Annotated in this window: 20 protein-coding genes and 1 riboswitch; of the genes, 14 read left to right on the plus strand and 6 right to left on the minus strand. The window is 41.9% G+C overall.

Annotation, left to right across the window (positions count from 1 at the left end; genetic code table 11):
- Nucleotides 1–60 precede the first annotated feature (60 nt).
- The 3 genes from AYW75_RS05390 (at nt 61) to AYW75_RS05400 (ending at nt 3260) form a co-directional block, all read left to right on the plus strand.
- On the plus strand, nt 61–1116 hold the full coding sequence (locus tag AYW75_RS05390) for a FecCD family ABC transporter permease (protein WP_067096552.1): 1056 nt from the start codon (nt 61–63) through the stop codon (nt 1114–1116).
- A 2-nt stretch (nt 1117–1118) separates the two neighbouring features.
- Nucleotides 1119–1955: an ABC transporter ATP-binding protein gene (locus tag AYW75_RS05395; protein WP_082856406.1), complete on the plus strand. Its 837-nt coding sequence runs from the start codon at nt 1119–1121 to the stop codon at nt 1953–1955.
- An 81-nt stretch (nt 1956–2036) separates the two neighbouring features.
- Nucleotides 2037–3260, plus strand: coding sequence for an MFS transporter (locus tag AYW75_RS05400; RefSeq protein WP_067096555.1), 1224 nt, complete (start codon nt 2037–2039; stop codon nt 3258–3260).
- Nucleotides 3261–3317: 57 nt separating this feature from the next.
- On the opposite strand, the gene AYW75_RS05405 is transcribed toward AYW75_RS05400, so the two are convergent.
- The 4 genes from AYW75_RS05405 to AYW75_RS05420 form a co-directional block, all read right to left on the minus strand.
- Nucleotides 3318–3896, minus strand: coding sequence for a porin family protein (locus AYW75_RS05405; RefSeq protein WP_067096558.1), 579 nt, complete (start codon nt 3894–3896; stop codon nt 3318–3320).
- 236 nt (nt 3897–4132) lie between these two features.
- Nucleotides 4133–4759: an OmpW/AlkL family protein gene (locus AYW75_RS05410; protein ID WP_067096561.1), complete on the minus strand. Its 627-nt coding sequence runs from the start codon at nt 4757–4759 to the stop codon at nt 4133–4135.
- A gap of 279 nt (nt 4760–5038) precedes the next feature.
- Nucleotides 5039–7174 carry a glucans biosynthesis glucosyltransferase MdoH gene (gene mdoH, locus AYW75_RS05415; protein ID WP_067096564.1) on the minus strand — a complete coding sequence of 712 codons (2136 nt, stop codon included), beginning with the start codon at nt 7172–7174 and terminating at the stop codon, nt 5039–5041.
- Nucleotides 7174–8736, minus strand: coding sequence for a glucan biosynthesis protein G (locus AYW75_RS05420; RefSeq protein ID WP_067096567.1), 1563 nt, complete (start codon nt 8734–8736; stop codon nt 7174–7176). The genes mdoH and AYW75_RS05420 overlap by 1 nt, the downstream gene beginning before the upstream one ends.
- Nucleotides 8737–9046: 310 nt before the next feature.
- Between AYW75_RS05420 and AYW75_RS05425 the strand changes: the two genes are divergently transcribed.
- Nucleotides 9047–9628, plus strand: a complete 582-nt coding sequence (locus tag AYW75_RS05425) for an NnrU family protein (RefSeq protein ID WP_067096569.1) — start codon at nt 9047–9049, stop codon at nt 9626–9628.
- Nucleotides 9629–9680: 52 nt separating this feature from the next.
- Here the strand turns inward: AYW75_RS05425 and AYW75_RS05430 are convergent, their stop codons facing one another.
- Entirely contained in the window at nt 9681–11585 is a 1905-nt protein-coding gene (locus tag AYW75_RS05430) for a methyl-accepting chemotaxis protein (RefSeq protein ID WP_067096571.1), read from the minus strand.
- A gap of 138 nt (nt 11586–11723) precedes the next feature.
- On the opposite strand from AYW75_RS05430, the gene AYW75_RS05435 reads away from it, so the two are divergent.
- Together AYW75_RS05435 and AYW75_RS05440 are read left to right on the plus strand one after the other, a co-directional pair.
- Nucleotides 11724–12815, plus strand: coding sequence for an FUSC family protein (locus AYW75_RS05435; protein WP_231886149.1), 1092 nt, complete (start codon nt 11724–11726; stop codon nt 12813–12815).
- 34 nt (nt 12816–12849) lie between these two features.
- Nucleotides 12850–13041, plus strand: a riboswitch (cobalamin riboswitch).
- A 40-nt stretch (nt 13042–13081) separates the two neighbouring features.
- Entirely contained in the window at nt 13082–13759 is a 678-nt protein-coding gene (locus AYW75_RS05440; protein WP_067096575.1) for an energy-coupling factor ABC transporter permease, read from the plus strand.
- A 29-nt stretch (nt 13760–13788) separates the two neighbouring features.
- On the opposite strand, the gene AYW75_RS05445 is transcribed toward AYW75_RS05440, so the two are convergent.
- A complete protein-coding gene (locus AYW75_RS05445) occupies nt 13789–14676 on the minus strand; it encodes a LysR family transcriptional regulator (protein WP_067097621.1) in 888 nt (295 codons plus the stop codon).
- A gap of 96 nt (nt 14677–14772) precedes the next feature.
- Here AYW75_RS05445 and AYW75_RS05450 point away from each other — a divergent pair, with 96 nt between their 5' ends.
- The 8 genes from AYW75_RS05450 to AYW75_RS05485 all read left to right on the plus strand — a co-directional run bounded on the left by AYW75_RS05450 (nt 14773) and on the right by AYW75_RS05485 (nt 23386).
- A complete protein-coding gene (locus AYW75_RS05450) occupies nt 14773–15993 on the plus strand; it encodes an MFS transporter (RefSeq protein ID WP_067096577.1) in 1221 nt (406 codons plus the stop codon).
- Between the two features lie 249 nt (nt 15994–16242).
- Nucleotides 16243–18633 carry a putative bifunctional diguanylate cyclase/phosphodiesterase gene (locus AYW75_RS05455; RefSeq protein ID WP_067096580.1) on the plus strand — a complete coding sequence of 797 codons (2391 nt, stop codon included), beginning with the start codon at nt 16243–16245 and terminating at the stop codon, nt 18631–18633.
- 52 nt (nt 18634–18685) lie between these two features.
- Nucleotides 18686–19636 carry a 2-hydroxyacid dehydrogenase gene (locus AYW75_RS05460; RefSeq protein ID WP_231886150.1) on the plus strand — a complete coding sequence of 317 codons (951 nt, stop codon included), beginning with the start codon at nt 18686–18688 and terminating at the stop codon, nt 19634–19636.
- A gap of 33 nt (nt 19637–19669) precedes the next feature.
- Entirely contained in the window at nt 19670–20017 is a 348-nt protein-coding gene (locus AYW75_RS05465) for a 5-carboxymethyl-2-hydroxymuconate Delta-isomerase (RefSeq protein WP_067096582.1), read from the plus strand.
- 39 nt (nt 20018–20056) lie between these two features.
- On the plus strand, nt 20057–21016 hold the full coding sequence (locus tag AYW75_RS05470; RefSeq protein WP_067096584.1) for a phospholipase A: 960 nt from the start codon (nt 20057–20059) through the stop codon (nt 21014–21016).
- Nucleotides 21017–21094: 78 nt separating this feature from the next.
- Nucleotides 21095–21661: a hypothetical protein gene (locus AYW75_RS05475; protein WP_067096586.1), complete on the plus strand. Its 567-nt coding sequence runs from the start codon at nt 21095–21097 to the stop codon at nt 21659–21661.
- Between the two features lie 133 nt (nt 21662–21794).
- The gene (locus tag AYW75_RS05480; protein ID WP_067096588.1) at nt 21795–22310 is read left to right on the plus strand and encodes a phosphatase PAP2 family protein; all 516 of its coding nucleotides are present in this window, start codon (nt 21795–21797) and stop codon (nt 22308–22310) included.
- Complete coding sequence (locus AYW75_RS05485) at nt 22307–23386, plus strand: MJ1255/VC2487 family glycosyltransferase (RefSeq protein WP_067097631.1); 1080 nt, start codon at nt 22307–22309, stop codon at nt 23384–23386. The genes AYW75_RS05480 and AYW75_RS05485 overlap by 4 nt, the downstream gene beginning before the upstream one ends.
- Nucleotides 23387–23405 lie beyond the last annotated feature (19 nt).

The raw sequence follows: 23405 nt of genomic DNA on the forward strand, positions 1-23405 counted from the left end.
GATCCATTAACTCCTACCCTTTTTCACTTAGCAGTTTAGGGTAGCTTAGAAAATAGATATATGTTGAATTCCGCCTTAATTACTGAAGCCGTCAATACACAGCGTCATTTTGAAAAGCGTCGTTGGTTTGTTCTAATGAGTCTATTGTTGTTGTTACTGTGCTCGTTTGTTTTCGATATCGCCACTGGGCCTTCTTTATTAGGTATTCAGGATGTCTTTAATGCATTGCTGAATATGATAGGTCTTCCTGTTGATGTGGCTAGAACAACCGAAGTGATCGTGACTAATTTGCGCTTGCCGATTGCTTTAATGGCGGTGGTCGTTGGTGGGTCTCTTGGTGTTGGCGGTGCAGAAATGCAAACCTTATTAAACAATCCTATGGCAAGCCCCTATACATTAGGCATGGCTGCTGCGGCAGGGTTTGGCGCAGCACTAATGTTGTACGCAGGCTCATTGGGTATGAGTACTGAAATTGCAGTGCCCATCGGGGCATTTGTCTGTTGTATGTTGTCAGCAAGCCTACTGTTTGGTTTGGCGATGATGCGACATATCACATCGGGTCAATTAATTTTGTCTGGCATTGCGTTATTATTTCTTTTTCAATCACTTTTGTCTTTAGTGCAGTTTGTTTCATCTCCTGAACTGAGTCAGCAAATACTATTTTGGTTGTTCGGCAGTTTGACGAAAGCGTCATGGAGCAATGTTGCCATTACCGCAGTTGTTACTTTGGGCTGTACAGCAATATTAATGAAAGACTCATGGAAATTAACAGCATTAAGGCTAGGTGAAGAGCGTGCTAAGAGCTTAGGCGTCAATGTCACTCGGTTACGTTTGAAAACATTGATTCTTGTCGCTGTTATGACCGCAACTGCAACCAGTTTTGTTGGTATTATTGGCTTTATCGGCATTGTGGCTCCAAATATTGCTCGAATACTGGTTGGAGAAGATCAACGCTACTTCTTGCCACTATCGTTTTTGGTCGGGGCATTCCTATTATCCAGTGCCTCTGTATTATCGAAGGTGATTGTACCGGGGGCGTTGTTTCCCATAGGGATTGTAACGGCCATCATTGGGGTGCCGTTTTTCTTTTGGTTAATTATTGGTAAGAGGCGTTGAACATGTTGGAAGTTCGCAATTTATCGCTAGCGTTTGATGACCTTGTGTTAGCGGATGATATGAATTTTACGCTTGAAGCGGGCAAAACACATGTCATTATTGGGCCGAACGGCACTGGTAAAAGCTCCTTATTGAAAACATTGTTTGGTGATATCCAACCACAATCTGGCGAAGTGTTATACCAAGGGATGGCCTTAACGAAGGCGACGATTAACCCATGGCGTCAATGTTTTGGGTATATGCCTCAGGACATTAATCTTGATGTGGGTCTCAGTGTGTTAGAAGTGGTTCTACTTGGCCAATTGAATGCATTATCGCTAAAACTGGGAGACAGTCTTTTAGAAGAAGCACTTCAGGCTTTGGATCAAATAGGTCTATTGCATTTGGCTAATCGAGATGTCAGAACTTTGAGTGGTGGACAGTGTCAGATGATCCTGTTTGCACAAGCACTTATGCGTAAACCTGAAATTTTGATGCTGGACGAGCCTGTTAGTGCGTTAGATCTTCACTTTCAGCAGGTGCTTTTGGATCATCTTGATCAGCAAACTAAGCAGAAAAGCTGGATTTCACTGATGATCTTGCATGACCTAAACTTAGCGGCGCAATACGCGGATAACTTGTTGGTATTAAAAGGTGGAAAAGTAGTCGCGCAAGGTGTTCCCAAGGACGTTTTGACGTCTGATTTAATCGAGGACGTGTACGGGGTCAAAGCGGACATTCAGCTCGATAGCTTAGGTGTTCCTTTTGTAAGAACCCAACGACGCGGTGCGAGAGCATTTATGTCAATGAAAGACACACTTGTCACCTCAGAACAGTCTACTAAAGAACGAGCTCTGTAGTTTTCTACCGGCGCTGCTTATTCAAATAAAGGCTTAGCATTTTATCCTAAGCTCATTTATATAAAGACAACTCTTAATTATATGAATACAAATCATTTCTTAGCAGACTGGCGCCAACTCTCTGCGGCCGGTCGTGTCTTAGTGATTAATGGCTTTTCCTTCAATCTTGGATTTTACATGTTGCTGCCGTATCTTGCCGATCATCTGCAGCGAAACTTAGGGCTAAGTCCTTGGCATGTTGGTTTAGTAATTGGTCTTCGAGTATTAAGCCAACAGGGCTTATTTCTAGTGGGGGGGACATTAGGTGATTATTTAGGCTACCGGCGTTTAATCTTGATGGGATGCCTAGTTCGAGTGGCTGGATTTGTATTATTAGGTTTTGCTGCCAATTTGCCCCTATTGTTACTTGGGGCCTTTTTGACGGGGTTTGCTGGTGCTTTGTTTACGCCCTCAAGTAATGCATATTTGGCCTACGAAGCACCTGACCAAGTTCGCCGGGATCGAATTTTCGCTATGCAAAACTGGACCAGTGAGGCAGGGATGTTTTTAGGGCCTTTAGTGGGGATTTCTCTGGTTAGCTTAAGCTTCCAATGGGTAGGCTTAGGAGCTGCATTGCTATTTACCATTCTGTTTGTCATTCAATGGCGCTTTTTACCTGATTTAGCGGAACAAGAGAAGCGAGGTGGACAGGAGGCTTCATTTTGGCAACAGTGGCATTCTATGTTCTTGAATCGCCAGTTTATGAAGTTCATTGCTTGTGCTTGTGCATTCCATTTATTTTTCCATCAATTGTATTTATCGCTTCCCAGTGAAGTGGAGCAGCGAGGCTTGGGAACGGATGTAATTACTTGGGTCTTCATGACATCATCTATTATGGGGATTTTGCTGCAAATGCCGATCAGTCGTTGGGTAGCGAATGGCATGGGCAGTGCTAAAGCTATGGGTCTGGGAATCTTTTTGATGGGGAACGCTTCGCTGTTTTTCCTCGTACAAGTGACACAATTTTCTGGGGCAAATTTTATCGCTTACGCTATTATGTTTAGCCTTGGTTCAATGCTTGTTTTACCTCTACTTGGATCATATGTCCCTAAGTTTTGTCATAAATCGGAGCTAGGCAGTTACTATGGGCTGTATTCCTGTGTGGGAGGTGTAGCTGCTTTTACAGGAAACGTAGGCGTTGGAGCACTTTTATCAATGGATTCTATTCCGAGAGAGCTTGTTTGGATAAGTTTTGCTCTTATCGCATCAATAGCGGGTTACAATTTGTATCGTCAGGTCAAACGCTTTGACTTAGCATCTCGATAACTCCAGGACATAAAAAAGCCCGTGTTAAAACGGGCTTTTTATACTGTAAACAATAAGTTAGAAGCGGTATTCTACACCAACACTTGCTTGGTTGAAGTTCGTGTCAAAGTCTGTATCTTGAATGTTACTTGCTGCTTCATCTGCGTTAAGGTTGGCATCGTACCACGCATACTGAGCATTAAGTAGCAACTGATCGGACAGCTTAAAGTTAAAACCTGCACCTAAAAACAGAGCTTCATCATCTGAACTACCATTAAAGCCCGCAACTGAATAATCTGTTTCATACCAGACCTGACCTGCTTTGGCGAAGAACTCGATAGAGTCAGTTAAAGGCAAAATACCTTTTACTGCTGCACTGTAGCCATCTGTTTCAGCACTGGCTATACCACTACCATAAGAGCCAAAGTCAGTGTAAGCGCCTTCTAATGCCATGTACTGATTAAAGCGGTAACCAATTATACCTTGCCAAACGTCATTGTTGTCGTCGAAGTCATCGTCACCATCTACTTTAAGATAGCCATAATTACCGCCAACGTATAAGCCACTTTCATTCGTGTTCCAGTCTTGAGCCTGAGCCGCTGATGCAAAAGATGTAAGGGCAAGAGCACTGGCTAGAATAGGCATTACTTTTTTCATTGTATTACTCCTTGTGACCAATTTTTTTTGAACGGTTTCAGTGTTGACTGAATTAAAAATGGAGTAAATACAAACTGCTGCGTCTTCTCTTTTGATGTGCTGTTGCTTCAGCTTACGTGCATGAAGTTGTCAAAATAGTAGTAACTTTAATGTTTCTTGACATGTTTTATAAAGCATAAAAAAGCCCTAATGACATGCCATTAGGGCTTTAGAAAAGCAAAACAGTGAATGAAAACTTAGAAAGTGTAGCCAACGCTTGCCATAACAGACACTGGGTCGATATCTAGATCGCCCGTAGCATTTCCATTGATAGTCACATCAGTGTTGATATCCATGTACCAAACTGAAGCGTTTACGAATAGATTATCAGTGATGTTGTAGTCAACACCAGCTTGGAATGCTAAGCCAAAAGAATCATCAAGACTTAGTGTGTCATTCTGGCCATTACTATCAAGATCCACAGAAAGCTTTTCATCAAAGAATATTGTGTAGTTCAGGCCTGCACCTACGTATGGGCGAACAGCGCTGTCCGCTTGGCCGAAGTAGTATTGCCCCATTAGTGACGGTGGTAAATGGGAAGTCTCACCAACTTTCGTACCTCCAGCTGTAATGTCATGAGTAAATGGGGTTGCAGCTAGAAGCTCAATACCAATGTTATCAGTGTACATGTAAGTTGCAGTTAGGCCGATTTGTAGGTTGTCATCTACGTCCAAGTCCAGACCTGCACCTGTGTTGTCGCTTACACTTGGCATAACACTGACTAGACCGCCACGAACAAACATGTCACCAGCTTCGTGAGCCATAGCAGATGGTGCGCTAACGATTGCAGCAGAAAGTAGAGCAAATTTAGTTACAGATTTCATATCAATGTCTCCTGATGGACGCAAGTAAGATGTGCTAACCATACGCCTTAGCAGGATAAAGAAATTAACCTAGATCAATTTATGAGAGATACGTGTGTGCAATAAGAGATATTTATTAATCTATGTCATGAAAATTGGCTGAATGAGGGGAGGCAAGCACCGCATGCTGAAGTTATGCGTGATTCACTCTTTTTTATATCTAACTAGAAATACACTTTGTAGTGGTTATATCTACGCATTTAAGTATAAAAAACCGCTACAGAGTAGCGGTTTTGGGTGTTAGGCGTAGGCCTTGTTTTTTGGTAAAAACTTCTGCAACTTCACGAATAAGGATCGGTATTTAATTATGGCCAGATGCTCTTGTTCATTTAAATGGTTCATAAGTTCTTCAACGCTGTCACTGTTCTCTATTTGCCAAGCGGCGCAGACTTTATGACGGTCGAATTGTTGGCTTTCCTGCTTCGGTAACTGAGCTAAGTGCCATGTGTAAAAGCCGACATTGTCGATGTAGTTTTTAAGTGGCACGTCTTGATCAGACTCTAATGGGTTATTCTGATCTAGTTGATGTATTTTTTGTCCAAGTCGCTGAACAATGGTCGTTGGTCGTCGCTCTTCTGGGCCTTTTAATAGACCAAGTTTTGATAGCAAGTTACCGCGTTTAGCGCTACCACTTAACCAAGACAAGGGGATAGAGTAAATAAGGCCGAATGTAATAGGTAAAGACCAATAAAATAATTGTGTGCTTAAAAAATAGGCACTTGCGGCTAGAAGTAGACCAAAAATGGTGTGATAAATATGAGCGCGGGTCGTTTCAGACCATTTATTGGCACCGTCATCACGCGATTGAGGCTTCCAGCCACTGTCTCTTCCTTTAAGGACATCCATTACGACTAGGAATTGAGAGAACATTAGGATAGGGGCGTACAAGGCAGAAACAAGAACCTCTAGTAATGTGTCCAACGTCAACATAATAGGGCCGCCAAACTTTCGGCATTGGCGCCAATGAAGCATGGCATTAAGCCAGCCAAAAAGTTTAGGTGCTAATACTAACGCCATGGAAAGCACAAACAGTGACCGAGCTCTTTCAAAGTCAAACACCGGCCAATTTGGAAAAAGCGATAAGTTACTGAAGTATTCAGGACGAACAAAATGGGCTTGTACTGCTAGAGCAAAACCGACTGAGATCAGCGCAAACCAAAAAACCGCGCTGAAGTAAGAGAAAATCCCCGTCATTAGATGCATGCGAGAGGCAAAATGAAGCCCTTTCGCATTAACAAATGCTTTATGCTGCAAGTTCCCTTGACACCAGCGGCGGTCTCGTACCATAACATCGATAAGTGATGGCGGTGCTTCTTCATAGGATGCCTGTAGGTCGGTATCAAATCGAACCCCCCAGCCCGCGCGACGCAGCAATGCCGCCTCGATAAAATCATGGCTCATTACATGACCACCAAATGGTGCTTTACCTGGCAAGATGGGCAATCCGCACGCCTCTGCAAAGGCTTTGGTACGAATGATAGCGTTATGACCCCAAAAGTTAGACGCATTGCCATGCCATGTGGTTAAGCCCGCTGCGTAGATAGGGCCAAAACATTGATTGGCAAACTGCTGAATACGGCTATATAGCGTATCAGCACGTATAATAGTTGGTAGTGTCTGGATCAAACCTAAAGAAGGTTCAGCTGCCATACGGCGTGACATGGAAGTAAGGCATTCGGCGCTCATTAAGCTGTCGGCATCCAGCACGATCATGCATTCATAATCGCTGCCAAAGCGAGTGACCCACTCTGAGACGTTGCCGGCTTTACGTTCTGCATTATTAAGGCGTCGACGGTAGTAAATAGGGCAACTATTTTCGTCTTGATTCAAGATAGGATAAAAGGTTAGTTTCTCTTTTATACTGTTCTCGGCTTGATTTGTGTCACTTAAGATAAAGAATGCGAACTTGCCTGGTGCTTTTTCAACGAGGTCATCGTGCATGGCTTCGATGCTTGCGCGAATACGAACAGGGTCCTCGTTATAAACGGGTAATAGGATAGCCGTTACCCCCTCGGTATCTTCCTCTCTTCGCTTCTGGCTGAACGGCGAAAGCTTGAAAATAAGGCCTAATGTCGCTTGGCTAAACGCAAATGAAATCCAAGTGAAGTTGATACAGAAAAGCGTTAGGAATAACCACTGTAACCAAGTGATTTGATTCGTGCTCAATACCTCATACATCTCTTTAGCTCCGTAGGCTGATAGCCCAAGAGTGACTACGATGATAAATAGGCGCGATATCAGTGTCGTTATCAAAAAACGCTGATTTTGCTTTTTAGCTGTTTTTTTTGTTTCATCAACCTCATGACGAGGCATGTCTAAATTTGCTTCACTAGGTAATGCATAGAGCCCTGATTCTTTCATTCTATGATCCATCATTATCTTAACCAACGGTATAGCCACGTCGCTGCAAGCGGCGTGTCACCATCCTTTAATTGCACGCGTAATTCAGCTGAGTTAGCACTATCTGGGTCAAATGTTACGAACGCTCTGAGACCTTCTTCATAGGGGTTAGGTGCGACATGCGCTTCGATAATATTGCCTTGGCTAATACTTGCTTCAACTTCTACAGAGTTAATGTCTTGGACTTCAATGTTGTTAAAATCGATGACAACTTGAGGGTGTTCAGCGGCGAGTTTTTGACCTTGAGCACTGCGCACCACATGTGGTTTACCAGACAGCACAGGCGTGTCATTCGTCAGAGTTAAGCGGTATGAATAGTTGAAAGGCTCACCTTTTTTCAAGGCTTTTTCAGGCTGCCAATAGGCGACGATATTATCGTTTGCTTCTGAATTTGATGGGATCTCAACAAGCTCAATATGACCTTTGCCCCAGTCATTCAGAGGTTTTACCCAAATAGATGGGCGTGTTTGATAATGCGCCTCTAGATCTAAATAATCCTCAAAGTCTCGATTACGCTGAATCAAACCAAACCCTTGAGGTGTTTGATCCATGAATGCGCTTATTTGAAGGTTCTCAGGGTTCATAAGAGGGCGCCACAATGTTTCACCGCGCCCCGTTTGAATTTGTAAACCTTCAGAATCATGCACTGCACGTCGATAATCCTCTGTTTCAGGATGATCCATCGCACCGTTAAACATATACATTGATGTTAAAGGCGCGAGTCCCACATGTTGAAGATCTTTTCTTGGAAACAGTGTGGCTTCCACATCGATTCGTGTTGGCGCTCCTGGGAAAATACCGAAGCGGTATGCGCCCGTTACACTTTTACTGTCTAACAGTGCATGTACAACAATGGCTTGTTGCGAAGAGGAAGGGCGCTCTATCCAGAAATGTCGAAACACCGGAAATTCTTCACCTGTTGGCTGAGCCACATCCAGTGCCAGTCCTCTCGCAGAGATACCATAATTCTGCCCTTTTGACACAGCGCGGAAATAGCTTGCCCCTTGAAAAACAATAAATTCGTCTTTGTAATCAGGACGGTTAATCGGGTAATGCAAACGTAGACCTGCAAATTTACCGACGTCTGAAATAAGTTGATCGATTTCATCAGTAGGCGTTACGAATGAATCCTCAGTTGCTTGTATCGGGTACGCTTTACCACTTTCAACGGCATCGATTTCCACTAAGTCTTTATATAGAAAGCCAGGAGCAAACAGCTGGATAGAAAATTGGGTAGGAGATTTACCCCACACCGCTTGGTTTTGCTGAAAATTAATTTGACGATAGGTATCGTAATCAAGGTTGTTAAGAGCATCAGGCGCACGAGCTGGGTCTTGCATCGGCTGTTGTGCGAGCTGCTGTGCCAAGTCAATGACTGTCTTTCGACTGAAACTGTAGCCTTGATCCATTTCTTGGGGGTTAGCATCTTCCAAGGAGTTGGGTGCTGATAGCGAAGATGTATTGTTCTCTGCCATGAGCCCTGAGCTAAAGCATACGGATGCAATCAGTGGTAATGTGAGCGTGGTGAGTTTTTTCATAAAAGTGAACAATTCAAGTCTCAAAAAAGTGGGTAGGTCCAGCCTAAACAGTTACTTGGCTAGCCTAGTTATCTAATCATTATGATAATGATTAATAAGCGCAACAGTGTGATTTTGCTGTCGAGAAAGCGCAAAGAAAACGGAATGTATGGGGGCTGCATTTATACATTGTAAAGACTGTATAATTGACTGATTAAGAAAGGAAATATCGTATACAAATAAGATGCATTTGCACCGTAAAAAGGCGTTTTTGGCCCTTATTTTCATACGTCATGCTTAACACTAAGAGATAACTTTATAGGAGTGCTCAATGGCATTATTGCTGGTTGGATTGGTATTGTTTATCGGAATTCATTCGATACGTCTATTTGCGCCTGATTGGCGAGAATTTATGATGCAGCAGTTAGGCAAAAATAACTGGAAAATACTGCATGCTGCTGTGGCTATTATTGGGCTGCTGACAACGATCATGGGATATGGGTATGCTCGTTACAGTGCTGAATGGTTATGGTTTCCTCCTGTTTGGACACGTCATGTTGCTGCGCTAATCATCCTGTTCGCGTTTATTTATATCGCCGCTGCCGCTATGCCGTATTCGAAGATTAAAGCTCGTGTTGGTGTACCAATGGTGGTCGGTATAAAACTCTGGGCATTTGCTCATTTAATCAGCAATGGAACGACGGCGGATGCCGTACTTTTTGGTAGCTTTTTAGCTTGGGCGGTAGCGAACTTCGTGATTTCAAAACGTCGTATTAAGCAGCAAGGTGAGACGTTTTTGGCGCCAGATTTCAAGTATGACTTTATTGCCGTGGTGGTGGGAGTGTTAGCGTACGTTGCTGTTGCATTTTATTTACACGGATTATTAATTGGTGTTGCACCTTTTGCGGTGTAGATCAATCCAAATAAAAACGCCCAGCTGTATGCTGGGCGTTTTTATAGTGATTTTAGCTTTTAAAGTAATGTACGTTTTCTTTTAGATCTCTGGTTAGTTTTGCAAGCTGGTTAGCAGTCTCAGAGTTTTCCTGAGCAAACAGCACCATTTCTTGAGCACCGTTATCTACTTCTGTCGTATTCTCACTAATGTCTTTTGACACACTGGTTTGCTGCTCTGTGGCACTAGCAATCTGCGTTGCACGATCACTAATACTCGTAATAAGCTCCTTGATTTCATCAAAACTCTCTCGTGCAGTGCGAATGTCTTCTACGCTTCGCTCAGACTTATCAAAGCTACGCTGAATTTGTGTGACGGCGTTGCCACTGCTAACTTGCAGGTTTTCAATCATTTTTTGGATTTCTTCTATGGAGCTGTAAGTGCGCTGACTCAGAACACGAACTTCATCTGCTACAACTGCAAACCCTCGTCCTTGTTCACCAGCACGGGCAGCTTCAATAGCCGCATTTAAGGCAAGCAAGTTTGTTTGCTCTGCAATTCCTGATATTGTGTTAAGAATAGAGTTTATATTCTCAGCATCTTGACTAACTTGCTGAATAACACTTGATACAGAGCTAACCTCATCGGCTAGCTGCTGAATGCTGTTCTGACTGGCATCAATTTGTGCTTGTCCAGCTTCACTGGACAAAACAGCATTATCAGCATTACGAGCTGTTTCAAGTGCGTTAGTGGCAATTTCTTGAGTCGCTTGAGCCATTTCATAAACCGCAGTTGCGACCATTGTGATACTACTTTGTTGGGCAATTAATCGATCATGGCTATGGCTAGAAGTAGAATTTATAGATTGAGCTTGTTGCGAAAGGTTGCTCTCAATCGCTTTCACATTATTAATGGTACCTTGAAGCCGCCCAACAAATTGGTTGAATCCATTTACCAAGTCTGCCACTTCATCGCGGCTGTTTACCGTAATTCGTGCTGTTAGATCGGCGTCACCTTCTGCAATATCTTGTAAACGCGAAGTAACATCACGCAAACCTTTTAAAAGCAACTGTGACACTTTGAAAATGATAAATGAGATGATGATTAGCAAAATGATACTGAAGAGTAATGCGCTTTTTGCAAACTCATGGATTGGGGTCATCAGTGTATCTTTATCCATGATCAATGCGAGTGTCCAACTGGTTTCCCCTAACTCTTTTAAATATGCGAATTTTGTTATGCCATTTAAATTAATCTCTTTAAAAGCAAAGGATGTATCGGCCTGTTGGAGGTCTTCAGATGTAATTTGATAGCTAGATTCGGTAATATTTTTTTGGATTAAATCTTTATTTTGATGAGCCAGTATTTCGCCAGATTTACCTATTAAAATCAGCTCACCATTTCCAAGAACATCCAACTCAAGTATACGGTCAAGTAGATCTTCTAAAAACACTAATCCACCAATGGCACCTGCGAATTTGCCATTGACGATAATAGGTTGAACAAAGGTCATTGACAATTTACCGGTAGATGACGAAGTATAAGGTGCTGTTATGAAAGCCTTATTCGATGACTTGGCATCTTTATACCACGAGCGAACTCGAGGGTCGTAGCCCGCACTGTTTAAACTCGGGTCATGACGGTACATATTTCCATTTTCTAATCCCAAAAATGTCATACCAAAACCAAGACTAGACTGAGCTTGTTGCAAGATTGGTAATATTTCAGCTTCACTTTCACTTTGAGTAAGTGAAGCTTCTAAGTGCATCTTGATGGTTTGCATCGTGCTCTCACGGTCGTTATACCAGTTGGTTAGGTATATATTAATAGCTGATGCTTGTGAGGCAGACTCTGATTGAATGCTATTTTGATTCGCAGAGTCGAATTTGCTAAAAGCTAACCAAGCGACCGCAACGGTTACAATCATGACTGCGAGAATGCTTTGCAGGGTGATTTTAGTCTGCAATGATAGATTCATTGGAGGTTCCTTTTATATGCAAATAACAGACAAGTGATACAAGTTTTATAGACTATAAAGCACCGTTTTTAATAGAGTTATTTTGTTATTAAAGGTTATCCATAAATAATTGTTATGATTAAGAGGGCTTTTAAAAAAGTGACTATTAGAACAACGTTAAAGAGCCTAGTGGTATTAAACAAAGTTAGTCGTCCATGGCATCTACCTGTGACGACTGGTGTAACAATTGGTGCGCCCGCTGTTATTGGTGCGTTAACTGGAACATTTAATGATGCCATGATCGCAAGCTTAGGTGCGATGGTGTTTTTATACATGAGCCCAAATCGTACAACGTCTCGAATGTTGACGATGATCCTCTGTACCTTTGGTTTCATGGCGTGCTTAACACTGGCAACCCTTGCGGCTGTGGTACCTGGGTTGGCTCCGGTTGGCTTATTTATGATTGCCTTGGCCGTTATTGTGATCACAAGATATTACTGCCTTCCTCCACCAGGAAGCTTCTTTTTTATATTAGCATCTTGTGTCGCGATGGCGATGCCATTTGACTTTTCCGCAATCCCAATGCGAGTAGGCTTAATTGCATTAGGGGGATTATGGGCTGTGCTTATGGCTTTCATTTATAGCCTTTTTACCGGCGCTCATAAAACAACATATACTCCTGTAGAAGTTGATCCAAGAGTAAATGCTATATTGTTAGAAGCATTATTTTTAAGTGTGTGCATTAGTGGCTCATATGCTTTTACTTTAATCTTAAGTCTTGATAACCCTTACTGGGTGCCAATTTCGTGTGCTGCAATATTACAGGGTGCGACGTTCCGAATGGTTTGGCACAGAAATATTCATCGTATAGTGGGCACGTCTATTGGCATGCTGCTCGCAAGCTTCATATTCTCGTTTCATCCATCACCCATTGTGCTAGCTCTTTTGATATGCGTTCTACAAACTATAATAGAAGTATTTATTGTAAAAAATTATGCCCTAGCAGTGACTTTTATTACGCCATTGACCGTTATTATGGCTGAGATTACTTCGACTGGAATGGATGCGTCGGTCCTACTTGAGCAGCGTATGATAGATATTGTTTTAGGTAGTTTTATAGGTTTTATCGCGGGAGCGATTTTTCATCGTACGAGTTTATTTAACTCACTAGAGAAAAAAATGGATGAGCGTAGCCGATTATCAGAGCTATTATTTTCTCGCACACATGAGTCAAACCATTCGGATCAGTAAATATACTCAGTTCTTTATTGCCTCTAAAGTTGTTAAAGTGCGCCTGTTGAAGGGTGCTTTGTAAAAAGTGAAACGGGAAATAGGGAATCAGCTATTACTGATGATCCTATACTGCCCCCGCAACGGTAGGTAACAGCAAGGATTGCACGGCAGTCACCACTGATTTTTGGGAAGGTGGCTGTAAACGTTACCGAGTCCGGAGACCGGCCATTTGACTTCTGTTCTTTTCTCATACGGGTGGTATGAAAACCATTAGGAGGCACATTGTGCATATCGAACCAGGCGTTGTCACTGGCGCTAAGCTAGGATTGAGTTACGCAACTGCGGGATTGGCTTTTGCTATTGCCGCAAAATCTTCATTAAACACGATCAAAAAAGATGGCTTAGTCAGCCTTTTAAGTCGGGCATTGATGTCAGCTTTGCTGGTATTTATCTTTTTTGAAGTGTTTCCAAAACAGCCAGTAGGTGTATCGGAAGTACACTTTATATTGGGATCGACACTGTTTTTGATCTTTGGCTCGGCTGCAGCAGCGATCGGGCTAAGTGTGGGGTTATTGTTACAAGGAGTGTTTTTCGCACCGTTTGATCTGCCTCAATACGCCATGAACGTAACCACGTTGTTATTGCCTTTATTTGCGATGACAGCCATTGCTCGTCGAACTATTTCTGAGAAAACAGCGTACGTCGATATCCGTTACAGCCAAGCATTACGCCTGTCTTTAACGTATCAAGGCGGGATCGTTGCTTGGGTTGCCTTTTGGGCATTCTATGGTCAGGGGTTTGGCGCTGAAAACCTTAGTTCAGTCGCGACATTTGGTATGGCGTACTTAAGCGTTGTGTTATTAGAGCCTATTTTGGATCTCGCAATCTTGGCCGGTGCAAAGACGTGTCGTTCTTTGCAGGGGTCACGCTTAGTAGAAGAGCGCTTATACCAAACTAAATAACATAAAATAGAAGTATTAAAGCCAGCGTTTTACGCTGGCTTTTTGTGTTCTGTTTCTTGAATTAAGAAGGACAGAAAGGCTGCATTGGCTTTTGACAAATAACCACCTTTGCGCCAAGCAATGTTAATGTCCAGCCATACGGCTTCCGAAAAAGGGCGGGTAACAAGCAGGTCATTTTCTTCAATTACCATCCCAAGTAGGGTGGTAATACCAAAACCTTGTTTGACAATGGATTTGATCAATGGAATAAGGTTGGTTTCAAAGCCAAAGTTCGGTGTGACCCCTTGCTCTTGTGCCAGTCGATCAATGACTCTGCGATGAAAATAACCTTCTTTAAACATCACCAATTCTTCTTTAAAAAATTGCTCAGACGTGACGCTTTCATATTGTGCGAAAGGGTGTTCTCGATTAACCGTGACCATCATTTGTTCTTTAAGTAAGGCACGTGTTTCAAGTTGCTCACTGGGCTTCTCTGCGACGATAACGCTTAAATCAATTTCTCCGACTTCCAGCATTTGTTGAAGTTTCCATGTGCCACCCTCAATGACTTGCAGAGTTAGGTTCGGGTGCTGATGTCGAAATGCCATTAATATTGGAGGGAAGTAGTACGAGCCAAGCATGCTAGGGATGCCGACGCGTACTTCCCCTTTTTCAAGACCACTAAGCTCTTGCATAGCGAGTACTGTTTCGTCTGCTTGCTGAATGAGTTTTTTAGCATGATTTAGCAGTACGCGACCTTCATCGGTAAGACTGACTTTTCTATCTTGTCTATGAAAAAGGTCGACGCCGACTTCTTTCTCAAGCTTTTTGATCGCCATACTGATGGCGGGTTGAGCAATGTGCAGTCGTTCCGCTGCACGTGTAAAACTGAGCTCTTCCGCTACGGCTAAAAAATAGCGTATAGGTTTTATTTCTATCAATTTATGTTATCCAATCTATAATTTAAATATATTTTATTGATGAAAATATAATACGTATAGTCATTTTATTCTTCTATTATCGGAGTGGATAAGGTGATTGATACAGGTAGTTGGGCATTTTGGCGCGGTACATTAGCACTGGTGATTGGTTCGTTTATGGTTTTTGCGAACGTCTATGTCACTCAGCCCTTGTTGCCAATGATTGCGCATGAGTTTTCGATTTCCGAGCTCCAAGCCGCAAGCAGCTTTACCATTACCACTTTGACCTTAGGGTTCTCTTTGCTGTTTTACGGGTCCTTATCTGACGCGTTAGGCCGTAAAAATATTATGATCATGGCGTTACTTGGAGTGACACTGACGACACTTTCTCTTGGTTTTGTTAATCAATACAGTGAGCTGCTATTAATCAGAGCTTTACAGGGATTTTTTCTCGCTGGTTTGCCTGCTATTGCCGTTGCGTATCTTGGTGATGAATATCGTCCGCAAGCGATGGCTGTAGCCGTTGGTTTGTATATTAGTGGCAATACGATCGGCGGTATTGGGGGGCGTTTAATTGGCGGGTTTGTGGGTGAATGGCAGGGGCCTTCTGCGGCGTTTTTCGTAATGTCTGTTGTCAGTATGGTATGTTTTTTTCTGTTCTGGGTATTACTGCCAAATTCCGAGAACTTTCATGCTAAGCGTTTTCGGCCTGCTACATTATTCATGAATGTAAAACTGCATATAAGCAATCCTATTTTGTTCATGTGCTATTTGATTGGCGGCTTTAATTTTTTCATATTTATTAATCAGTACAGCTATATTACTTTTGTTTTAGAAGCAGAGCCTTACTCTTTATCTGCCTCGTATGTCAGCCTGCTTTTTTTAACCTATTTGACTGGGACGATAGGATCTGCATTCTCAGGAAAATTAGCGGTGTATTATTCGCAGCCAAAAATCATGGCACTTGGCACACTTATACTGATGCTAGGCTCTGCGATCACTTTATACGGGTCGTTAACTAGCATCATTATTGGTTTGTTGATTAATTGTTTTGGCTTCTTTTTATGTCATTCCACTGCCAGCAGCTTTGTCAGCAAAAATGCTCATCAGGCAAAAGCCAGCGCATCGTCTTTGTACCTAGTATTTTACTATTTAGGGGCAAGTGTAGGTGGGTTCTACTTAGACCCATTTTGGCAAGCTTGGGGGTGGGGTGGCATTGTGCTGGGTTCTTGGTTGATTTTGACTGCTGTATTTGTAATCGCTTTGACTTTATCCCAATATCATCTGAAGCAATCAAATTTGTCTGCCAGTAATTTGATTTCTAAAGTCGGATAGTGGATAGCCACGATTAAGGAACCCTTAATTAGTTTTTTTGAATGTGTATCCCCCTGATTTTAAATTACTTAATGACCTTATCTGAAAAGAGTAATTTGCTTATGTTATTTCATGATAAAACTGTTTTGTGTCACATTAAGAGCTGTTTTCATATGACTACTAACGCTGTATAGTCTTTCTCTATCGTTAGAGTTAGGTGTGCCATTCAGGTACTTTATATATCGACAGCGGCTGAGTAGTAGGGTAGTAATGCTATCAACATTAAATAGATCACTGTACATAAAACAGTCTATAGCAACTTTTTTATTGGCAGTGGTGTTAAGCTTAGTCCTGAGTTTCTTCAAATCGTACCAAACTATTCAGCAAGAGCCCTACCGCGTTCAAAAAGAGTTTAACGAACTTTTATCCATTGTGGAGCGTCCTTTAACACAAGCCCTATTTCGTTTAGATAAAGTGTTCGCCCAACAACAAGTTGAGAGCCTACTCTATAATCCCGCTATCGCTAGAGCTGTTGTTTTTGATGAAACAGGAAAACTATTTTCTGAAGCCAGTGCAACTTATATTGCACCTTCTTGGACAGTCGAGATAGCTGACTTTTTTCTACCGGACGAAATAATAGTAACGCGTCAACTTAATTATAGTGGTATCGAAATACAGTTAGGAATAATTCAAATTGAGCTTGATAGGAGTTATCTAATAGAGCAGGTTATTGGCTTTAATAGCCAGCTTTTTATTCAAAACCTAATAAAAGATATCTTACTAGCATCTATTCTTTCTTTACTTTTCTATTTTATAGTCACACGTCCTTTAAAGCAGTTAACCTGGTCGATAAGTCGTGTAAATGAAAATCAAAATATTGTCGTGCCTCCTTCATTTGATGTCTTGCATCGGCAAGATGAGTTAGGCCGTTTAAAGTCTACATTCAGTGAGTTGTGGCGCCGTCTAACCAGTGCTTTGGACGCTTTAGAGCGAAGCCATCAGCATTCCAAAGCAATGATCAGTCACGCAGCAGATGGCATCATTGTACTAGATGAAAAACTAATGATTTGTGTTGTAAACGAAGCCGCTGAGAAGTTGATTGGCCTTAGTTCAAGTCAACTGACTGGCTCCACTTTAGCTAGTTTGCAAAAGGAAAAATTTTGGGGGGCTTTAGAAGACTCGTTATACAATTTACCCCTAGATGAGGCCATGACAGCGGAGACTACCTTATCAAATAATCAAAGGCTTATTCCTGTTGAAATTCGTATCAGCAAATATAAAGTACAAGGTGAAACTGAGATAGTTTTATTGATGCGCGATCTATCTGAACGAAAAGAGGCTCAGCAACGAATCAATCGTCTGTCTTATTACGACTCTTTAACGCGTTTGCCGAACCGGACATTGATGATTGATCATTTACAAGAATCTATGGAGAACATGACAGAGGGCCACTTTGGTGCTTTGATCATTTTAGACTTGGATCGCTTTAAAACCATTAATGACGCACTAGGTCACAACGTGGGTGATCAGCTTTTAATAGAAGTAGTTGAGTCTTTCTTGCCATTGCTTCCTCCTAATACAACCTTTGCTCGTATAGGAGGAGATGAGTTTGTCTTTTTATGGAATCAGGTTCGAGGATCCAAGAATGAAAGCAATATACTTATTAACCGCTTTATGCAAAGAGTTTTGTCTTCCTGCTCAGAGCCAAAACATGTAAGTGGACATGACTTGCATATAACAGCAAGCATGGGTGTATCGTTTTTTGATGGAAGTGAAGAGTCTACAGCGATTATCGTACGTCAGGCGGATACTGCACTTTACAAAGCGAAAGAACTTGGTCGAAATACCTTTGCTTTTTTTCAAGAGAACATGCAATCGCTGTCTGATGCACGTTTGAAAATGGAAAAATCTCTATATCGTGCTGTGAAGAATGAAGAGTTTGAGGTGTATTACCAACCCCAGAATAATGAGAAAGGCGAGATCATTGGCGCTGAGGCATTATTACGCTGGGACGATAAAGACATGGGGCGTGTTTCGCCAATGGAGTTTATCGGTGTTGCTGAAGACATTGGTTTAATTCATGATATTGGACGTATTGTATTAAAACAGGCTGCATCACAAGTCTCGATATGGCTTCAACAAGGCATCTGGCAAGATGATTGGCGCATATCTATTAATGTGAGCCCTCTGCAATTTGCTCATATAAGCCTGATTAATGATATTACTTTTGCCCTTAAGCAAAGTGGTTTACCTGCAAAGTTGATGGATATTGAGATTACCGAAAATACCTTGATGACGGACTTAGAAGGTGCTTTAGGTAAGATGGAAAGCATCCGATCACTTGGAATTAGTCTTTCTATTGACGATTTTGGTACAGGTTATTCATCTCTCAAGTATCTAAAAGATCTCCCAATAGATCGCCTAAAGATAGATCAGTCTTTTGTTAATGACTTAATCACAGACAAAGATGATTACGCCATCGTCTTAGCGGTAATTGCTATGGCCAATGCTTTATCCCTGAAAGTCTTAGCGGAAGGTGTGGAGACAGAGGAGCACTTTAAACAACTGAAATTAATGGGCTGTTATACTTATCAAGGTTACTACTTTGGTCGACCTATGTGTGCACACGACTTTGAGATGTTCTGTAAAAATCATATTTAGTATCATGGCTGATGGATACTAAATAATGGTTCGAAATGAAAGAGGCTGAAGTATGATGACAACACCCACCATCCCTTTCGTTAGTACTATGAACGAAGCTGATGAAAATATTTGGTTACAAGCTCTTTCTAAGCTCATGCCAGATGAGACAATTCTTCCTTTACGAATGCTTAACGATCAAGCGCGTCAATCGGTAGAGATAGCGATTGTTGCCAATCCTGATCCTGAAGATCTACGAACACTACCGAACCTTATTTGGGTACATAGTGTCTGGGCTGGGGTTGAAAAAATGCTACAAAGCCCTGCAACTCATAGCTTTAGTATTGTGCGTTTAGTGGATCCTAAATTGAGCCAGACCATGGCCGAAGCTGTATTAGCATGGACCTTATATTTACATCGAGATATGCCTGAGTACGCAGAGCAACAAGCAAAGGCGCTTTGGCAGCCATTGCCCTATGTTTCAGCCAGTGAACGGACTGTTGGTGTGCTTGGTCTAGGTGAGTTAGGTAAAGAAGCTGCATTGTTATTAGCTAGGTTTGGATTTAACGTCATTGCTTGGAGTCGAAGTCAAAAGTCGATTGACCAAGTTGAAACGTATTCAACAGCTGAGGGACTCGATACAGTGCTAGGGCGGAGTGATATTTTAGTTTGCTTATTGCCCCTTACTCCAGCCACAGAAAATTTATTAAGTTTTGAGAATCTAAGCAAATTAAAACCAGGTGCTAAACTTATTAATTTCGCACGTGGACGTATCATTGATGATGAAGCATTGCTTTATGATCTTAATCGCGGACATATTCAACATGCCGTATTGGATGTGTTTGCCTATGAGCCCTTGCCTGTCTCACATACTTTTTGGACGCATCCTAAAGTGACCGTATTGCCTCATATATCTGCGCCTACGACAGTGCAAAGTGCGAGTGAAATAGTAGCCCAAAATATTCGTAATTACCGTCATTTACGTATTTTACCTAATACGGTAAATACCCAGCTTGGGTACTGATACTTTCGTATAAAACAATAAAAGGAAGTCACTATGCCGCATTGTATTATTGAATATAGCCAAAACCTAGAACAAGAAGTTCCGCCACTAGATTGGATGGAATCGGTTCAGCAAGCCTGTATAGCATCCGGCTTATTTGAAGCGAATGATATCAAGCTGCGTGCTTTTGCCTGTAAGCACTTCATAACGGGTGGGGTTCAAGATGCTTTTGTACACGTAACAATACGATTGTTGCCTGGGCGAACGGCACAACAGAAGTCTGAACTTTCACAGTCTGTCCTTGAAACGTTATGCCGCTTTTCTGTGAAACAGGTTAGCCTGTCTGTCGAAATATGTGAAATGGCACAAGACAGCTATATCCGTAAAGTTATTTCTACTTAATTACTCCTTCTAAAATACTTCAAAAGGTAGGGTCATGTCATGAGTTGGCGACAGGTAAGTATGCTCGTTATCGGTATAGGGGTTTTCTCCAATGCATGGGCAGTAGATTCATCTTCAACAGGCGACTCTAACGATAAACAAAAAACCAAACTATTGATCGAGCCTGAGGTTCCTGAACCCATTGCGGAGCGGGCTAGAAAAGCTAATGGGATGATTGAGCAGCGTGTCCAACGCGAGGAAATAACATCCGATGAACCTTTTGTTTTAACACCTCATCGGCCTAATTATTTTCTACCCGTTTATTACACACAAAAAACTGGAGATCGTGCTACCTACAGCAATGTTGAATCTGATGAGTTGCAGGATGTGGAGTTTAAATTCCAGTTAAGTTTTAAGTTTCCTGTCGCGAAAGGTGTACTAGGTCGGAACTCAAAACTTTGGTTCGCCTATACCCAGCAGTCTTATTGGCAAGCTTATAATCGTGAAATTTCCGCACCATTTAGGGATACAAGTTACGAGCCTGAGGCCTTTATTGCTACGGAACCCAATTTTTCTTTTTTGGGTTCCGAGCTAAAACGCATAAATTACGGCATTCAACATCAATCTAATGGTCGTAGTGACCCTTTTTCTAGGTCTTGGAATAGAGTGTATGCGGATTTTATATTTGAGCGTAATAACACGGTAGTGTCGTTTAAGCCTTGGTATCGTATTCCTGAATCCGATGAGGACGATGACAACCCTAATATTACCGACTACATGGGACATGGCGAGTTGACTATTGTGCATGTAGATAATGATGTTACATACGATTTGATATTGCGCAACAATCTTAATTTCTCCGATAACCGCGGAGCGGTGCAACTTGGGGTCAGTTTTCCAATGTGGGGTAAAGCACGTGGTTATGCACAATATTTTGAAGGATATGGGCAATCCCTATTGGATTATGACAATTACACACGCTCATTTGGTGTAGGGATAATGTTGTCGAATTGGTTATAGCGGTTTTAGTTGGTAGTGCAATATATTTGCAATATTGCTTTGTTAGTTTGTTGGGTTATTACGTTAAGGAGATAACCCATGAACAAAAAAATGTTACCACTTGTTGCAGCGATTGCTGGTTCTTTACTGTTAACAGCATGTGCAGGCTCTAATGCCAAATCTGACAACGATATGATGGCGACTGAAGCGAACCTGAACAATCAAGATATGTACGAAGTTCACGAAGAAAGTCGTATTTACGTATTTGATGATCGTGCAACGTATGAAAGTTTTTTAGAAGTAGGTGAAACTTCTTACCGTAAAGTTCATATAGGTGAAGGTCCAAAAGGTGAAACACTAGTATTCGGTTTAACAAGTGAAGATAAGAAAAAAACCAGCGGTATCGCAAGCATCGACATGTATGATGGTGAACTAAGTGGTGCTGAAGAGTTTTACGGTGAAATGCGAATGGAAGGTCGTATCTATGTATTCCAATCACTTGAAGAAATGAATCAAGCTCGTATCGTTGGCGAAGTGCCTCTTCGTTACACTGATATTGGTGCTGGTCCTGAAGGCGAAACTGTAGTTTACGCTTTGAATGGCAGTAATAAAAAGCATAAGCCAGTTGAATTGATGAAAAAGTTTAATATGATGAATGCAAATTAATATTCATTCATCAGACCATACAGAACGCTCCTTCGGGAGCGTTTTTTGTCATAAAAGCATCATCCTCTTGCCACGAAAATGACACCCAAACTTTCTATGTTGTAAGTATAGAAGACGTGTAGGGGCGGGGGTTATGAACATACTGAACAGCATTCACAACATGGACGTATCGACGTTTTATTGGCTGATGGCGAGAAAACATCGCCAATTTATGACACGAGCAAGTCGTGTTGTTTCAATATCAGCTGATGGACCTTTGTATGTCTTGTTGGCCATCTTAATGTGGTCTCTGGGTTACTCTCAATGTGCTCTGATCATTGCAGTCGGCTTCACTATAGAGCGCATACTTTATCTGCTTCTGAAAAAAAGCTTCAAACGAAATCGTCCCGCCGACATTCTGGATGACTTTACGAGCTTTATTCGTCCTTCTGATCAATTTTCTTTTCCCTCAGGACATACTTCAGGCGCTTTTTTTATGGCGTACTGTTTAAGTGAATGGTTTCCTGAGTTTTATATGAGTTTTTACAGCTGGTCTGCCATGGTAGCTATGTCACGAATTTTCTTAGGAGTGCACTTTCCGACGGATACGGCAATGGGTGCCTTGTTAGGAACGACATGCGCTATGGTGACATTTGGGGTATTAGTATGAAGATTTTATATGGGGTGCAGGGCACTGGAAATGGTCATATTACCCGTGCACGAGCAATGAGTGTCGAGTTTGACCGACTTGGTATTGAAGTGGATTATGTATTCTCAGGAAGAGATAAACATGACTATTTTGATATGCAATGCTTTGGTGAGTTTCGTTCGTTTAGCGGGTTATCATTTGCTGCTAAAGATGGAAAAGTAAACTTATTAGCAACGTATCGAAAAGCTCAGCTAATACAATTATTTCGTGATATTAGTGCATTAGATTTGTCATCATATGACCTTATCTTAACGGATTTTGAGCCGATTACAGCATGGGCTGCCAAGCGACAAAGCAAGCCTTGTATTGGCGTTGGTCATCAATATGCATTTCAACATGATATTCCGAAACACAAAGGCGATGTATTTGGCGCTTGGGTGATGTCCAACTTTGCACCTGTGACGCAAGGTGTAGGAGTTCATTGGCATCATTTTGATAAGCCTATTTTACCCCCCATAATTCAGCATACGGGTCAATATACAACAAACATTGCTGTGGACGATCAGGTATTGGTCTATCTACCCTTTGAAAACAGTGAAGAGGTCATGGAATGCTTAGAGAATGTCACCTCACATCGCTTCAGAATGCATTGCAAAGACATTGAGCCAGGTGTCTACGGAAATATCGAAGTCTTTCCATTTAGCCGTGATGAGTTTCAGAAAAACTTAAGAGAATGTGAATCTGTACTCTGTAATGCTGGGTTTGAATTAAACTCTGAGGCGCTGCATTTAGGCCGACGAATATTAGTAAAACCATTGCAAGGTCAGATAGAGCAACTGTCTAATGTTGTTGCGTTGGAGCGTTTGGGGTTAGCGAGTTCGACGAACACTTTATCGTCAGACGTGGTCAGTGATTGGCTAAACAATGCCAAAGTAGTGAGAGTCTGCTACCCAAATGTTGCACGTGGTATTGCTGAGTGGGTCTCTGCTGGCGCAAAAGTTCCTATCGAAGAACTTAGTACGGATATGTGGCAACAAGTTTCGCCAAGTAATGGTGTATATTTTTGCAAAGATGACATCATGACTGCGGCAATATAATAAACGTGAGCGATTCGTC

The sequence above is a fragment of the Marinomonas atlantica genome (assembly GCF_001639725.1).
GTDB classification, from domain to species: Bacteria; Pseudomonadota; Gammaproteobacteria; order Pseudomonadales; family Marinomonadaceae; genus Marinomonas; species Marinomonas atlantica.